13 protein-coding genes are annotated in these 13804 nt (G+C 64.7%); 7 read left to right on the forward strand and 6 right to left on the reverse strand.

Annotated features, from left to right (window positions below; genetic code table 11):
• Positions 1-82: 82 nt before the first annotated feature.
• Positions 83-877 carry an aspartate dehydrogenase gene (locus JF290_RS02550; protein WP_199023155.1) on the forward strand — a complete coding sequence of 265 codons (795 nt, stop codon included), beginning with the start codon at positions 83-85 and terminating at the stop codon, positions 875-877.
• Complete coding sequence (locus JF290_RS02555) at positions 874-1818, forward strand: LysR substrate-binding domain-containing protein (RefSeq protein ID WP_199023156.1); 945 nt, start codon at positions 874-876, stop codon at positions 1816-1818. The genes JF290_RS02550 and JF290_RS02555 overlap by 4 nt, the downstream gene beginning before the upstream one ends.
• On the opposite strand, the gene JF290_RS02560 is transcribed toward JF290_RS02555, so the two are convergent.
• The 4 genes from JF290_RS02560 to JF290_RS02575 form a co-directional block, all read right to left on the reverse strand.
• Positions 1815-3074 (reverse strand): TRAP transporter large permease, encoded by a 1260-nt coding sequence (locus JF290_RS02560; RefSeq protein ID WP_199023157.1) that lies wholly within the window; start codon positions 3072-3074, stop codon positions 1815-1817. The two genes, JF290_RS02555 and JF290_RS02560, sit on opposite strands and share 4 nt — an antisense overlap.
• Complete coding sequence (locus JF290_RS02565; RefSeq protein WP_199023158.1) at positions 3071-3601, reverse strand: TRAP transporter small permease; 531 nt, start codon at positions 3599-3601, stop codon at positions 3071-3073. The genes JF290_RS02560 and JF290_RS02565 overlap by 4 nt, the downstream gene beginning before the upstream one ends.
• A gap of 67 nt (positions 3602-3668) precedes the next feature.
• Complete coding sequence (locus JF290_RS02570) at positions 3669-4649, reverse strand: TRAP transporter substrate-binding protein (RefSeq protein ID WP_199023159.1); 981 nt, start codon at positions 4647-4649, stop codon at positions 3669-3671.
• A gap of 46 nt (positions 4650-4695) precedes the next feature.
• On the reverse strand, positions 4696-5238 hold the full coding sequence (locus JF290_RS02575) for a 3-hydroxyanthranilate 3,4-dioxygenase (protein ID WP_199023160.1): 543 nt from the start codon (positions 5236-5238) through the stop codon (positions 4696-4698).
• A 232-nt stretch (positions 5239-5470) separates the two neighbouring features.
• Between JF290_RS02575 and JF290_RS02580 the strand changes: the two genes are divergently transcribed.
• The 3 genes from JF290_RS02580 (at position 5471) to preA (ending at position 8958) form a co-directional block, all read left to right on the forward strand.
• Positions 5471-6109: a cupin domain-containing protein gene (locus JF290_RS02580; protein WP_199023161.1), complete on the forward strand. Its 639-nt coding sequence runs from the start codon at positions 5471-5473 to the stop codon at positions 6107-6109.
• Between the two features lie 138 nt (positions 6110-6247).
• Entirely contained in the window at positions 6248-7588 is a 1341-nt protein-coding gene (locus tag JF290_RS02585; RefSeq protein ID WP_199023162.1) for an NAD(P)-dependent oxidoreductase, read from the forward strand.
• Between the two features lie 65 nt (positions 7589-7653).
• On the forward strand, positions 7654-8958 hold the full coding sequence (gene preA / locus JF290_RS02590; protein WP_199023163.1) for an NAD-dependent dihydropyrimidine dehydrogenase subunit PreA: 1305 nt from the start codon (positions 7654-7656) through the stop codon (positions 8956-8958).
• 37 nt (positions 8959-8995) lie between these two features.
• Here preA and JF290_RS02595 read toward each other — a convergent pair whose 3' ends face one another.
• A complete protein-coding gene (locus JF290_RS02595) occupies positions 8996-10033 on the reverse strand; it encodes a hypothetical protein (protein WP_199023164.1) in 1038 nt (345 codons plus the stop codon).
• A 123-nt stretch (positions 10034-10156) separates the two neighbouring features.
• The gene (locus tag JF290_RS02600) at positions 10157-10768 is read right to left on the reverse strand and encodes a TetR family transcriptional regulator C-terminal domain-containing protein (RefSeq protein ID WP_199023165.1); all 612 of its coding nucleotides are present in this window, start codon (positions 10766-10768) and stop codon (positions 10157-10159) included.
• 165 nt (positions 10769-10933) lie between these two features.
• Between JF290_RS02600 and JF290_RS02605 the strand changes: the two genes are divergently transcribed.
• Positions 10934-12184, forward strand: a complete 1251-nt coding sequence (locus JF290_RS02605; RefSeq protein ID WP_199023166.1) for a Zn-dependent hydrolase — start codon at positions 10934-10936, stop codon at positions 12182-12184.
• A gap of 86 nt (positions 12185-12270) precedes the next feature.
• Positions 12271-13725, forward strand: coding sequence for a dihydropyrimidinase (gene hydA / locus JF290_RS02610; RefSeq protein WP_199023167.1), 1455 nt, complete (start codon positions 12271-12273; stop codon positions 13723-13725).
• Positions 13726-13804: the final 79 nt, after the last annotated feature.

Raw genomic sequence — 13804 nt, forward strand, 5'->3', positions numbered from 1 at the left:
AGGCAGCTTGACCATGGCAGGGATATAATCGCAAATACAAGCCTGTGATCTGGATATAGTCTTGGGGAATAGCAGGGGCGACATGCAACGTATCGGAATGATCGGCTATGGTGCCGTTGCGGGCTACGTGGCGCGCGAGGCCGAAAGAAACGGTTTCGAGGTCGCGGCGGTGATCGCGCGGCCGGGACGTGAGGCGGCGGCGCGCGCGGCCTTGGGAGGAGTGACTGTGGTCAACGCTGCGGCCGACCTGCCCGAGGCGCTCGACGTGGTCGTGGATTGCGCGGGTCATGACGGTGTGCGCGCTCATGGGGCGGATACTCTAGCGCGGGGCCTGCCGCTGGTCACCGTGTCGGTCGGCGCGCTTGCGGACAACGAGTTGTATGCGGGCCTTACGGCAGCGGCCAAGCGCGGCGGCACTCGGCTGCACCTTGCGACGGGGGCGATCGGGGCGCTGGACGCGCTGTCTGCAGCCGCGGCCGGCGATCTGCAAGAGGTCAGCTATACCGGGCGCAAGCCGCCCGCAGGCTGGCGTGGCTCGGCCGCCGAGGAAGTGCTGGATCTCGACCGGCTCGACGCGCCGGCGGTTCATTTCGAGGGGTCTGCGCGGGACTGCGCGCTGGCTTATCCCAAGAACGCCAACGTCGCTGCCAGCGTGGCGCTGGCGGGGCTCGGGCTCGATGCGACGAAGGCACGGCTGATCGCCGACCCCACCATCGCGCGCAACATCCACGAGATCACGGCGTCGGGCGATTTCGGCAGGTTCCGCTTCACGATCGAAGGCATGGGGATGCCGGATAATCCGAAATCCTCGGCGCTCACCGCGATGAGCGTGGTGCGCGCGATCCGCAACCGCACCGAGGCGTTGGTGATCGGATGAGCCGCGGCGCCTCGCGCAGGGTCGAGCGGGTTCTGACGCGGCTCAAGCTCAAGCAGTTGCGCCTGCTGGTGGCGGTGGCGCGCCACGGAAGCATCCTGCACGCCGCGCGGGAGATGAACCTGAGCCAGCCCGCCGCCACCAAGATGATCAAGGATCTGGAAACCGATTTCGAGGTGCAGCTGTTCACTCGCACCAATCGCGGCGTCCTGCCCACGGTGTTCGGCGACTCTCTGATCCGGCATGGCAAGCTCGTCTTCGCCCAGATCGCACACGCGGCGCAGGAACTGGACGACCTGGCACAAGGCACGGCTGGGCGCGTCGTCGTGGGCACCTTGCTGGCGGCTTCGGCGCGCGTGCTGCCAATGGCGATCGACGCGATGCTGCGCGAGCGCCCCGACCTTGTGGTGAAGGTCGTGGAGGGCACGAACGAAGTGCTGATGCCGGCGTTGCGCTCGGGCGAACTCGACCTTGTCGTCGGGCGGTTGCCGACGCACCGCCACCGCGACGACGTGGAGCAGCGAACGCTCTACCAGGAGCGGATCGTCGCCGTCGTGCGTGCCGGGCATCCCCTTGACGGGCGCACGGACCTGACCTTGGACGATCTGGCCGAGCTGAGTTGGATCCTGCCACCGGCGGAAACCACCTTGCGCCGGCAACTGGATCAGCTGTTCGCGACGCGGCCCGAAAGCAGTCCGCGGCGAGTGGTGGATTCCGTGTCCTACCTGACCAACCGCGCGCTGCTGCTGCGCAGCGAACTGGTGTCGGTGATGCCCAGTCACGTGGCGGCAGCGGATCTCGACAGCGGGGCATTCGCTCGGCTCGACTGGACGGTTCCGGTCGGGACCGGGCCGGTCGGAGTTTCCTATCGACGACGCGGCGCGCTGTCGCCGGCCGCCGACGCCTTCATTCGCACTCTGGGCGAGATCGGCGCGACGCTCTAGATCAGCGCCGTGCTGAGGATCGGGAAGTAGCTCAGCAGGATCAGAACCACCGAAACCGCCAGCAGGAACGGCCAGAGGGCTGCGAAGATCGTGAACGGACGCACGCCGGACATGGCCGAAGCGATGTAGAGTCCGACCCCGACCGGCGGTGTCAGCAGGCCGAGCACGAGGTTCAGGCTGATCACCACGCCGAACTGGTAGGGGTCGATGTCATAGGTGTTCATCGCGATAGGCAGCAGGATCGGCGTGACGAGGATCAACGCAGCGATGCCGTCGATAAGCATGCCGACCACAAGCAGGCACAGGTTGACGATCAACAGGAAGGTGAAGGGATCGGAGGTGACTGTCGAGATGAAGGCCGCGAGCTTCTGCGGCAGTTCCTCGTAGATCACGACCCAGCCGAACACGTTGGCAGCGGCGATCATGAAGATGACCAGCGACGAATTGGTCGCCGTACGCACGAACATCGCGCCGAGATCGCGCGGCCTGATCTCGCGATAGACCAGCCAGCCGATGGCGAAGGCGATGAGCGAGGCGACCGCCGCGCTTTCGGTCGGGGTGGCGATGCCGAAAAGGATGCCGCCGACGATGGCGAGCGGGATCAGGAAGGCGGGCAGGGCATTGCGAAGGGCGCGCGCGGCCTCGGGAAAGGTCATCCACTCTCCCTTGGGATATTGCCGCGCCAGGCCGATCAGCGATATCACCACGAAGAAGGAAAACGCCAGGATCAGGCCGGGAATGATCCCGGCGATGAACAGGTCGCCGATCGGCAGTTGCGCCAGAACGCCATAGATCACGAAGAGCATCGACGGCGGGATGACCGGGGCCAGCAACCCGCCCGCCGCCGTGGTGGCGGCGGCAAATCCGGGGTCGTAGCCCTCCTTGGTCATCGCGGGCACCATCGCGCGCGACATCACCGCGATCTGGCTGGCGGCCGAGCCGATGATCGCGGCCATGAACATGTTGGCGAGCAGGTTGATATAGGCCAGCCCGCCGCGAAATCCGCCGACGAAGACCCGCGCCGCCTGAACGAGGCGCTTCGTCATTCCGCCCTCGTTCATCAACTCTCCGGTCAGGATGAAGAGCGGGATGGCAAGCAGGCCATAGTTTTCGACTCCCGAGAACATCTGCTGGGCGAAACTGTCGTACAGAACCGTGTTGCCGCTTTCGTAAATGTACCAGAGCGCCGTCAGCGCGAGGACCAGCGCGATTGGAACCGAGGCGAACATCAGGATCAGGAACAGAACCGGCGTCATTCGGAAGCACCCCGCCTCGGCGTGAACAGGTTCGCGGTGGCATGCAGCAGGGTTCCGGCGGCGAACAGCACCATGACCAGCCAGACCCAGACCTTGCGGATGCCCAGCGTATTGGTCGGCTCCGCATAGATGAAGTTGAAGGTCGCGCCCTGAAATGTCTTCACGTCCCATCCGGCGCGCGCGAGGTCCAGCGGCATGAACCATCGCAGACAGACCCAGACCAGCAGGCAGGCGAAGACGAAGGTGACTGCATCGACCACACGCTCCAGCAGGCGGCGTGTGCGCTCGCCTGCCAGTTCAGGCACCACCGTCACCGAAACCGCGCTGCGGTAATGGATGGCGGCGGAGCCGGCGAGGAAGGTCATCCACACCATCGCGTAGATCGCGGCTTCATCGACCCAGTAGATTGCGTTGCCCGCCGCGCGCGTGACCACGTTCAGCAGGATCAGGCCGGTGACGGCGGCGGCCAGCGCGGCGGCGCAGGCGATTTCGACCCGCGCCCAGAAATGGGATGCCCGTTGCAGCATGAAGAAAGGGTCCGATACGCGGCAACGGGCCGGCGGGACCGGCCCGTTGCCATTCGCCTTGCAGCGGTTACTTCAAAGAGGCCGCGGTTTCGCGCAGCGCGGGGAGCGAGGGTGCCTTGTCAGACCAGATGCCTTCCCAGGTGGCGATGGCGTCGCCGAAGAACTCGGCTCCGACGGTCTTGGTCGTCTTACCGACGCCCATCAGGTTCTCGGTCCAGACCGGCTCCTTGGCGGTGTAGGTGTCCAGCGTGGTATCGACATGCTTGGCCATGAGTTCGGTGATCATCGCCTTGTCCTCGTCCGACAGACCGGCATAGACGCGCGCCGAGATGAGCCCGACCATCGGAAACATCATGTGGTTGGAGAACAGGATCGTGTCGGCGTGCTCGTAGTACTTCAGCACGTCGATCAGTTCCACATCCATGTCGATCGCGTCGACCTGGCCGTTGGCCAGCGCGTCATAAACGGCGGGCAATGGCATTGGTGTCGGCGCCGCGCCGAGCGCGTTGTAGAAATCGAGGATCGGGTCGAACGGCGTGATCCGCAGCTTTAGCCCAGCGAGGTCTTCGGCCGAGTTGATCTCGCCACGGCTGACGATCTGGCGCAGCCCGGCGCTGCCATAACCGACACCGACGACGCCGGCCTCCTGCGGCAGCACGGCCAGCATGTCGCGCGCGGTGTCCGAGCGCAGGATCGCGGCGGCATGGCCGATGTCGTCCGCCAGGTAGGGGGCGTAGAAGGCGCCCATGTTGGGCACGCGGTTGCTGACTTCGGCGACGGTCATGAAGGCCATGTCGAGCGCACCTGTCTGCAACTGCTGCAACATCTGCGCCTCGTTGCCCAGCTGCCGCGCCGGGAAGACGGTGACGGAATGCGCGCCTCCGGATTCCTCGGCCAACTCGGCGCCGAAGGCTTCGGCGGCCTTGGTCCAGACATGCGGCGGCGGCGTGATGAGCCCCAGCCGAAAGTCCTTGGCCATCGCCGGTGCGGCCGCCAGCACCACCGCCGCGGCAACACCGGCGGCGAAGTCCCTGATCGTCAGTTTCATTCCGTTCTCCCTGATAGAATCGTTTTTTTGCGAGATTACGCCATGATCACAACTTGACCCAGCCCTCCGGCGGTTCCTTTCCCGGATGCACGCTGCCGCAGTCGGGGCAGGTGCGCGCCTCTGTCGACGCGTAGAAGCTTTCATAGACCGGCGGCAGGTCGCGCACGATGCTCTGCAGCAGCAGTTCCGCCCGATGCACCAGCGCGCCGCAGTCAAAGCAATACCATTCGATGGCGTCCTTGGCCCCCTCGGGGCGCTTGGGTTCGATCACCAGCCCGATCGACCCGGCCTGCGGACGTTGCGGCGAGTGGCGCACATGGGGCGGCAGCAGGAAGATGTCGCCCTGCCGGATCGGCACGTCATAGAAGTCGGAACCATCATAGAGCTTGAGCAGCATGTCGCCCTCGAGCTGGTAGAAGAACTCCTCGACCGGATCGTCATGGTAGTCCGTGCGCTTGTTGGGCCCGCCCACCACCGTCACCATCAGGTCCGCGTCTTCCCAGACCTGCTGGTTGCCGACCGGCGGTTTCAGAAGATGACGGTGTTCGTCGATCCATTTCTGAAAATTGAACGCGGACAATCGTGACATCGCTTTTCCTCCTGAAATGGTGCGGTGAAGGGTCGGGCCAAGGTCGGTGTCAGGACAAGGTGATAGTCCGAAATCAGGTATCATTTTTGGCGATAGCAGTCGGGTTTGCCATTTATTCCCGAGGGGTCGATGCGTCTGGTTGCGGAACATTCCTGTGAGGTCCGTTCCCTTGTTCGCGGAAATCGGCTTCTGTGCCGCATATTGCGAACGGACAAGGGAGAGGAGAGACGCGATGAGACTCAATGCCGATTTCAGCAAGCGCGCGGCGGTGCATTTCGAGGATACGCCCTGGGTCCAGTCGCCATCGGCGGGAGTCGAACGCAAGATGCTCGACCGGATCGGCGAGGAAGTCGCTCGCGCCACCTCCATCGTGCGCTTCGCGCCGGGCAGCGCGTTTGCAGCCCACACGCATGGCGGGGGCGAGGAATATCTTGTCCTGGACGGCGTGTTCCAGGACGAAAGCGGCGATTTTCCGGTGGGCAGCTATGTGCGCAACCCGCCGACTTCGCGGCATACGCCCGCTGCCGCGGAGGGTGCTACCATCCTCGTGAAGCTGCACCAGTTCGATCCGGCGGATCGCACGCAGGTTCATGTGGATACGACAGGCCTGACAGGACCGGCCGCGCAGGTCTTCGAGGATGTGCGCGAAAAGGTGCAGATGATGGTGCTTGCGCCGGGCGCATCGCTCGAACTCGACACCTCGGGTGGCTGCGAAGTCTTCGTCATCGAGGGCAGCTTCGAGGAATCGGGCGAAACTTTCGGGCGTTGGGACTGGCTGCGCTTGCCGCCGGGTGCCGAACTGACGGCGCGCGCCGGGGTGCAGGGCGCCCGGCTGTGGACCAAGACGGGACATCTGGCAGACCAGGTCTGATCCGTCCTTGCTGCTGGCTCTTCGGGCGCTGCGGGGAGCGCGCGAACCGAATTTGACCATCCGGTAAAAAAATCATTGATAATGTGCCCGATTGTGGCAGTCTGATTTCAAAGGACGGCAACAACCAGGGAGATCGAGATGGCGAAAGGCCAGATGGCATCGGGGATCGTCGCGGGGCGATTGCCCGCGGACAGGCTCGCCGAGAATTTCAGCGACCTGCATCCTCCGTTCGCGCCGCATGAGGCCGCTGTGGCGGCGGACCGCTGCTATTTCTGCTATGACGCGCCCTGCGTGACGGCCTGCCCGACAGCGATCGATATCCCGCTGTTCATCAGGCAGATCCAGACCGGTCATCCAGAGGGCGCCGCGCGTACGATCTTCGAGCAGAACATTCTGGGCGGGATGTGCGCGCGGGTCTGCCCGACCGAGACGCTGTGCGAGGAAGCCTGCGTGCGCGAGGCCGCAGAGGGCAAGCCGGTCGAGATCGGGCGCCTGCAACGCTATGCGACGGACACACTGATGCAAGCGGGGGTGCACCCGTTCGAGCGGGCGGCGCCGACGGGCAAGACCGTTGCCGTGGTCGGGGCGGGGCCGGCGGGGTTGGCTTGTGCACATCGCCTTGCCATGCTGGGACATGATGTGGTGATCCATGAGGCGCGCGAGAAATCCGGCGGGCTGAACGAGTTCGGTATTGCCGCCTACAAATCGACCAACGACTTCGCCGAGGCCGAGGTCGACTGGCTGTTGCAGATCGGTGGAATCCGGATCGAGACGGGCTCCGCCCTCGGGCGGTCGGTCACGCTTGAGGATCTGCGCGCATCGCATGACGCGGTTTTCCTTTCGATGGGCCTGGCGGGGGTCAACGCCCTGCGCGCCCCGGGCGAGGACAAGGACGGTGTGCGCGACGCGGTGGACTTCATCGCCGATCTGCGCCAGGTCGAGGACCTGACCGCCTTGCCGGTCGGCCGCGACGTCGTGGTGATCGGCGGCGGCATGACCGCAATCGATGCGGCCGTGCAGAGCAAGCTGCTTGGCGCGCAGAACGTGACCATCGCCTATCGCCGTGACCGCGACGCGATGGGCGCGAGCCGCTATGAGCAGGATCTCGCGGCCTCCAAGGGAGTGCGCATTCTGACCAACGTGCAGCCGGTGGCCGTGCATGGCAACGGCGCCGTGCGCGAGATCGAAATCGAATACACCGAGAGCTCGGGCGGCGGGCTGACGCCGACCGGCGAAACGATCCGGCTGAAGGCGGACCAGGTGTTCAAGGCAATCGGGCAAGTGCTGGACGGCGCGCCCGATGGGGTCGAACTGACCGGCGGCAAGATCGTGGTGACCGGCGCGGGACGCACCTCGCTTGACCGGGTGTGGGCCGGGGGCGATTGCGCCAACGGTGGCGACGACCTGACCGTGACCGCGGTGGCCGAGGGCCGGGATGCGGCGATGGACATTCATGCCCGCCTGAGCAGCAGCGGCTGAGGTTGGGGCATGGGGATTTTCGAACTGAGAAAAGCGACCTTCACACGGATGGGAGAGGCAGCGACATGGCGGATCTGAAGAGCGATTTCCTGGGGATATCCTCCCCGAACCCGTTCTGGCTGGCCTCTGCGCCACCGACGGACAAGGAATACAACGTCCGCCGGGCGTTCGAGGCCGGCTGGGGCGGCGTGGTCTGGAAGACGCTGGGCGAGGCGGGACCGCCGGTGGTCAACGTGAACGGCCCGCGCTACGGTGCGGTCTACGGTGCGGACAGGCGGTTGCTGGGTCTGAACAACATCGAATTGATCACCGACCGGCCGCTTGAAACCAACCTCGAGGAGATCGCACGGGTCAAGGCCGACTACCCGGACCGGGCCTTGATCGTGTCGATCATGGTGCCGTGCGAGGAAGAGGCCTGGAAAGCCATCCTGCCCAGGGTCGAGGAGACCAATGCCGACGGGATCGAGTTGAACTTCGGCTGTCCGCACGGGATGAGCGAACGCGGCATGGGCAGCGCCGTGGGGCAGGTGCCGGAATATATCGAAATGGTCACGCGCTGGTGCAAGCAGCATTACAAACGCCCGGTGATCGTGAAGCTGACGCCGAACATCACCAATATTCGGTATCCGGCGCGCGCGGCCCATAATGGCGGGGCGGACGCCGTCAGCCTGATCAACACGGTGAGTTCGATCACCTCGGTCAATCTCGACACGATGAGCCCTGAACCCTCGATCGACGGCAAGGGCAGCCATGGCGGATATTGCGGACCGGCGGTCAAGCCGATCGCGCTGAACATGGTCGCCGAGATCGCGCGTGATCCCGAGATGCGCGGCCTGAAGATCAGCGGCATCGGCGGCGTTACCACCTGGCGCGATGCGGCGGAGTTCATGGCGCTCGGCTGCGGCAACGTGCAGGTCTGCACCGCGGCGATGACCTATGGCTTCCGCGTGGTCGAGGAGATGAAGGCGGGCCTGTCGCAATGGATGGATGAGAAGGGCCATTCCGGAACCGCCGATTTCATCGGTAGTGCGGTCCCCAACGTGACCGACTGGCAGTACCTGAACCTGAACTATGTCGCCAAGGCGAAGATCGACCAGGACGCCTGCATCAAGTGCGGCCGCTGCTATGCGGCCTGCGAGGATACCAGCCACCAGGCGATCTCGATGAGCCCGGAGCGTATTTTCGAGGTGATCGACGCGGAATGCGTCGCCTGCAATCTCTGCGTGGATGTCTGCCCGGTCGAGGATTGCATCAGCATGGTGCCGATGCAGCCCGGCGAGGTGGATCCGCGCACCGGCAAGGTGGTGCAGGCCGAGTACGCCAACTGGACCATGCATCCGAACAACCCGGCCGCGCGTGCGGCCGAGTGAGCCTGCGTCAACTTGGATTGCGTGGTTTGGCGCGCGGTCAGCCGAGCAGGAACAGGGACAGGTCGAGCGTGGCCAGAGACGTGTCTTGCAGGACGATGACGTTCTGCCCGTCCCCGAGGTGGTCGTAGATCACGGCGTTGCCGGATTGTTCGAGGGCCGCGGTCACCTGTGCGAGATCGCTGGCTTCACCGGGCGCAGCGATCCGGATCCGGTCGCCATCGAAATCCGTGATCGTGTCGGTCCCGAAATCTGCAGCGCGGAACACGAAGGTGTCGATCCCCTTGCCGCCGGTCAGGGTGTCGTCGCCCCGGCCGCCGTCGATCCGGTCGCGCCCGTTCTGCCCCAGCAGCGTGTCGCGCCCGTTGCCGCCGAACAGCCTGTCGGGGCCTGAGCCCCCTTCGATCCGGTCGGCACCGCCATTGCCCATGAGCCTGTCGCGGCCCGCGTCGCCCATCAGCTTGTCGTTGCCGGATCGGCCATGAATCCGGTCGTCAAAGGCGGTCCCTTCGATCGTCTCGGCGGCGTTCGTCCCCTCGATGTCACCGGCCCCGTCCGGATCGGCCTCGCGCCCGAACCAAACGTGGTAGATGCGACCGCCATAGGTGCCGACCGTCGGGTCTATCTCGACACCTATGCCGATGGCGTTCCAGGTCTGGCTGGCCCAACCGCCAAGATTAAGGATGACGGCATCATGCCCGGGCGAACCCTGCCAGCCGGCCAGCGCGTCCCCGATATCGCCGTAGCCGGCGGCGGAGATCTCGAAGCCGTAGCCGGGGTAGTCGGTGCCGATCCGCTGCGGCGCGGTCCACATCACCGCGGGCTGACTGTGATCCGTGAAATAGGGGGCGTCGGACCAGCTGTGCAGGTTGGCGCCCTCGGGCAAGTCGAGATTCGGTTGCCAGATGTTGTAGAGCGTGTCCGCCGCGTGGCGTCCGGCCGTGGTCGTCAGGTTAAGTGACAAGGGGATCGGATCGAGTCCGTTGGCGGCGCGATAGTCCATCAGCCGGTGATAGAGATCGAGCTCGGTCAGGCTGAGCGCGTCGGAGGCGGTGGGGCGGGTGTTGTCAAATGTCATGGCGTTGCATCTTCTGCTGTCGGGCTGAACCGCCATAGCAGGGGATCAGGCGGAGGTGGCGGAAATGTGGCCGGTGCGCTCAACACGGCACCAAACCGCCGATTCCCGGCGGAGCGTCGCGCTTCAACCGGGCGTGAGAAGGCGGGTATAAAGTGTTTCGATGAAGTCGGAAGCGCCCTTGAACGGATCTTCGTGGTCCAGAACGGCGCGCACCTGGACGTCGAAATCGGCGTAGTGCTGGGTCAGCGACCAGATCGAGAAGATCAGGTGATACGGATGCACGCGGGCGATCCGCCCCTCGTCCATCCAGCGCTGGATCACCGCTGCTTTCCCGTCGACCAGCGTCTTGAGATCGGTCGAGAGGGCCTGGTGGATCCGCGGTGCGCCTTGTACGATTTCGTTGGCGAACAGGCGGCTTTCGCGCGGGTAGTCTCGGCTCATCTCGAGCTTGCGGCGCACATAGCCGAGCAGTTCGGGAAGCGGGTCGCCATCGTCCTTCATCGCGCGCAACGGGTCGAGCCAGGTATCCAGAAGCTGTTCGAGAAGCGTGTCGTGAATCGCCTCCTTGGACGGAAAGTAATACAGCAGGTTGGGTTTGCTCAGACCCGCCGCCTCGGCGATCTGGTCGACCGTGGCGCCGCGAAAGCCCTGCGCCGAAAAGACGTCGAGTGCTGCGTCCATGATCGCGGCACGGTTGCGCGCCTGAATGCGGGTCGTCCGCGAAGTGCTGGTCATCGGCTCTCCCCGACGGTGGTTGCCCGCTTTGTGACCGTCTTGACCGGTTCCGACCGCGCAAGGTCCGGCGGCTTCTTGACTGCACACCCTGCCGTGATAGCGTCGGTTTGACCAGATGGTCAAATCAAAGCGAAACAGCGGACCGAACCGCGGGGGAGAACAGGGATGACGGCACCGGCGCAGAACCTCAGGATCAACGGCGAACGGCTGTGGGACAGCCTGATGGAGATGGCCAAGATCGGCCCCGGTGTCGCCGGCGGGAACAACCGGCAAACGTTGACCGACGCGGATGCGGAGGGGCGCGCGCTGTTTCAGTCCTGGTGCGAGGCGGCGGGCTGCACGATGGGGCTCGACCAGATGGGCAACATGTTCGCACGCCGTGAAGGAACCGACCCTGACGCGCTGCCGGTCTATGTGGGCAGTCATCTCGACACCCAGCCGACCGGCGGGAAGTATGACGGTGTGCTGGGCGTTCTGGGCGGACTCGAGATTCTGCGGACGTTGAACGACACGGGGATCAAGACGAAACATCCGATCGTGGTCACCAACTGGACCAACGAGGAAGGCACGAGGTTCGCACCGGCGATGCTCTCCTCGGGGGTTTTCGCGGGCATCCACGACCAAGACTGGGCCTATGGGCGCGAGGATGCGGAGGGCAAGACGTTCGGCGACGAGTTGCAGCGCATCGGTTGGCGTGGCGATGAGGAGGTCGGCGCGCGCAAGATGCATGCGTTCTTCGAACTGCATATCGAACAGGGGCCGATCCTCGAGGCCGAGAAAAAGGATATCGGCGTTGTCACGCATGGGCAGGGCCTGAGTTGGACGCAGGTGACGATCACCGGCAAGGACAGCCATACCGGCTCGACCCCGATGCCGATGCGCAGGAATGCCGGGCTGGGCATGGCGCGGGTGCTGGAGAAAGTCGAGGAGATCGCGCTGTCGCACGCCCCGCACGCGGTCGGGGCGGCAGGCCATATCGATGTCTATCCGAACTCGCGCAACGTGATTCCGGGCAAGGCGGTCTTCACGGTCGATTTCCGCAGCCCGGACCTTTCCGTGATCGAGGACATGGAGGCGCAGTTGCGCGTCGAGGCACAGGCGATCTGTGATGGGATGGGCCTCGAAGTCGCCTTCGAGAAGGTCGGTGGATTCGACCCGGTGGCCTTTGACGAGGGGTGTGTCGCGGCGGTCCGAAATGCGGCCGAACGGCTGGGCTACAGCCACATGAACCTGATTTCCGGCGCCGGGCATGATGCCTGCTGGATCAATCGCGTGGCGCCGACCGCGATGGTGATGTGTCCCTGCGTGGACGGTTTGAGCCACAACGAAGCCGAGGAGATTTCACCGGAATGGGCCGAGGCCGGGGCGAACGTGCTGTTTCACGCGGTGGTGGAAACGGCGGAAATCGTGGCGTAGCGCCGGGGGCCTTGCCCCCGGACCCCCAGAGTATTTCCGCGAAAATGAAGAGGGCGGCTGGCCCCGTTGCAGAGAGGGAGAACGACATGTCGACAGTGATCAGGAACGGCACCGTGGTGACGGCGGATCTAAGCTATGATGCGGATGTGCTGGTCGAGAACGGGGTGATCGTGGAGATCGGCAAGAGGCTGACGGGTGACGAGGAACTGGACGCCACGGGCTGCTACGTGATGCCGGGCGGGATCGATCCGCATACGCATCTTGAGATGCCGTTCATGGGCACCTATTCCAGCGACGATTTCGAGAGCGGCACGCGGGCGGCGCTGGCGGGTGGAACCACGATGGTGGTGGATTTCGCGCTGCCCAACCCTGGCGAGAGCCTGCTGGATGCGCTGAAGCGGTGGGACAACAAGTCGACGCGGGCCAATTGCGACTATTCCTTTCACATGGCGGTGACCTGGTGGGGCGAGCAGGTCTTTGACGAGATGAAGACCGTCGTGCAGGAGCGGGGCATCAACACCTTCAAGCATTTCATGGCCTACAAGGGCGCGCTGATGGTGAATGATGACGAACTTTACGCGTCTTTCCAGCGGCTTGCGGAGCTGGGTGGCATTGCGATGGTGCATGCCGAGAACGGCGACGTGGTGGCGGAACTGTCGGCCAGGTTGCTGGCCGAGGGCAATACGGGACCCGAGGCGCATGCCTATTCGCGCCCGCCGCAGGTCGAGGGCGAGGCCACCAACCGGGCGATCATGATCGCCGACATGGCGGGCGTGCCGCTCTACGTCGTGCATACCAGTTGCGAGGACAGCCACGAGGCGATCCGGCGGGCGCGGATGCTGGGCAAGCGGGTCTGGGGCGAGCCGCTGATCCAGCACCTGACGCTGGATGAGAGCGAGTATTTCAACCAGGATTGGGATCATGCGGCGCGGCGGGTGATGAGCCCTCCGTTTCGCAACAAGCAGCACCAGGACAGCCTGTGGAACGGGTTGCAGGCGGGCAGCCTGAGCGTGGTGGCGACCGATCACTGTGCCTTCACCACCGAGCAGAAACGCTATGGGGTGGGCGATTTCACCAAGATCCCCAACGGCACCGGCGGGCTGGAGGATCGGATGCCGATGCTCTGGACCCACGGGGTCGCCACGGGCCGGCTGACACCGAACGAGTTCGTCGCCGTTACCTCGACGAACATCGCCAAGATATTGAATTGCTATCCGAAAAAGGGCGCGGTTCTGGTCGGGGCCGATGCCGATCTGGTGGTGTGGGACCCGGAAAAGGAAAAGACCATCACGGCGGCCTCGCAGCAATCGGCGATCGACTACAACGTGTTCGAAGGCAAGCATGTGAAAGGGCTGCCGCGGTTCACCCTGACGCGGGGCAAGGTCGTGGTGCATGACGGCGAGATCCGCACCGAGGAGGGGCATGGCAAGTTCGTGGCCCGCGAGGCGAACACGCCGGTGAACCGGGCCCTGTCGACCTGGAAGGATTTGACCGCGCCGCGCCCGGTGGCGCGCAGCGGCATCCCCGCGACGGGGGTCTGATCGGTGGGGAGTGGAAGAATTTTATGTTGTAAAACAATCAACTCTGGCGTGAAGCTCTTCTTTGGAACGGTTCTGGCGG

The sequence above is a fragment of the Sedimentitalea arenosa genome (genome assembly GCF_016428585.1).
In the GTDB taxonomy this organism is placed as follows: domain Bacteria; phylum Pseudomonadota; class Alphaproteobacteria; order Rhodobacterales; family Rhodobacteraceae; genus Sedimentitalea; species Sedimentitalea arenosa.

What these genes read in the sequence shown, in the direction of transcription:
- JF290_RS02600 (WP_199023165.1), bottom strand. Translation starts at nt 10,768, where the DNA reads ATGACCAGCACTTCGCGGACGACCCGCATTCAGGCGCGCAACCGTGCC.
- JF290_RS02595 (WP_199023164.1), bottom strand. Translation starts at nt 10,033, where the DNA reads ATGACATTTGACAACACCCGCCCCACCGCCTCCGACGCGCTCAGCCTG.
- JF290_RS02555 (WP_199023156.1), top strand. Translation starts at nt 874, where the DNA reads ATGAGCCGCGGCGCCTCGCGCAGGGTCGAGCGGGTTCTGACGCGGCTC.
- JF290_RS02585 (WP_199023162.1), top strand. Translation starts at nt 6,248, where the DNA reads ATGGCGAAAGGCCAGATGGCATCGGGGATCGTCGCGGGGCGATTGCCC.
- JF290_RS02550 (WP_199023155.1), top strand. Translation starts at nt 83, where the DNA reads ATGCAACGTATCGGAATGATCGGCTATGGTGCCGTTGCGGGCTACGTG.
- hydA (WP_199023167.1), top strand. Translation starts at nt 12,271, where the DNA reads ATGTCGACAGTGATCAGGAACGGCACCGTGGTGACGGCGGATCTAAGC.
- JF290_RS02580 (WP_199023161.1), top strand. Translation starts at nt 5,471, where the DNA reads ATGAGACTCAATGCCGATTTCAGCAAGCGCGCGGCGGTGCATTTCGAG.
- JF290_RS02560 (WP_199023157.1), bottom strand. Translation starts at nt 3,074, where the DNA reads ATGACGCCGGTTCTGTTCCTGATCCTGATGTTCGCCTCGGTTCCAATC.
- preA (WP_199023163.1), top strand. Translation starts at nt 7,654, where the DNA reads ATGGCGGATCTGAAGAGCGATTTCCTGGGGATATCCTCCCCGAACCCG.
- JF290_RS02570 (WP_199023159.1), bottom strand. Translation starts at nt 4,649, where the DNA reads ATGAAACTGACGATCAGGGACTTCGCCGCCGGTGTTGCCGCGGCGGTG.
- JF290_RS02565 (WP_199023158.1), bottom strand. Translation starts at nt 3,601, where the DNA reads ATGCTGCAACGGGCATCCCATTTCTGGGCGCGGGTCGAAATCGCCTGC.
- JF290_RS02605 (WP_199023166.1), top strand. Translation starts at nt 10,934, where the DNA reads ATGACGGCACCGGCGCAGAACCTCAGGATCAACGGCGAACGGCTGTGG.
- JF290_RS02575 (WP_199023160.1), bottom strand. Translation starts at nt 5,238, where the DNA reads ATGTCACGATTGTCCGCGTTCAATTTTCAGAAATGGATCGACGAACAC.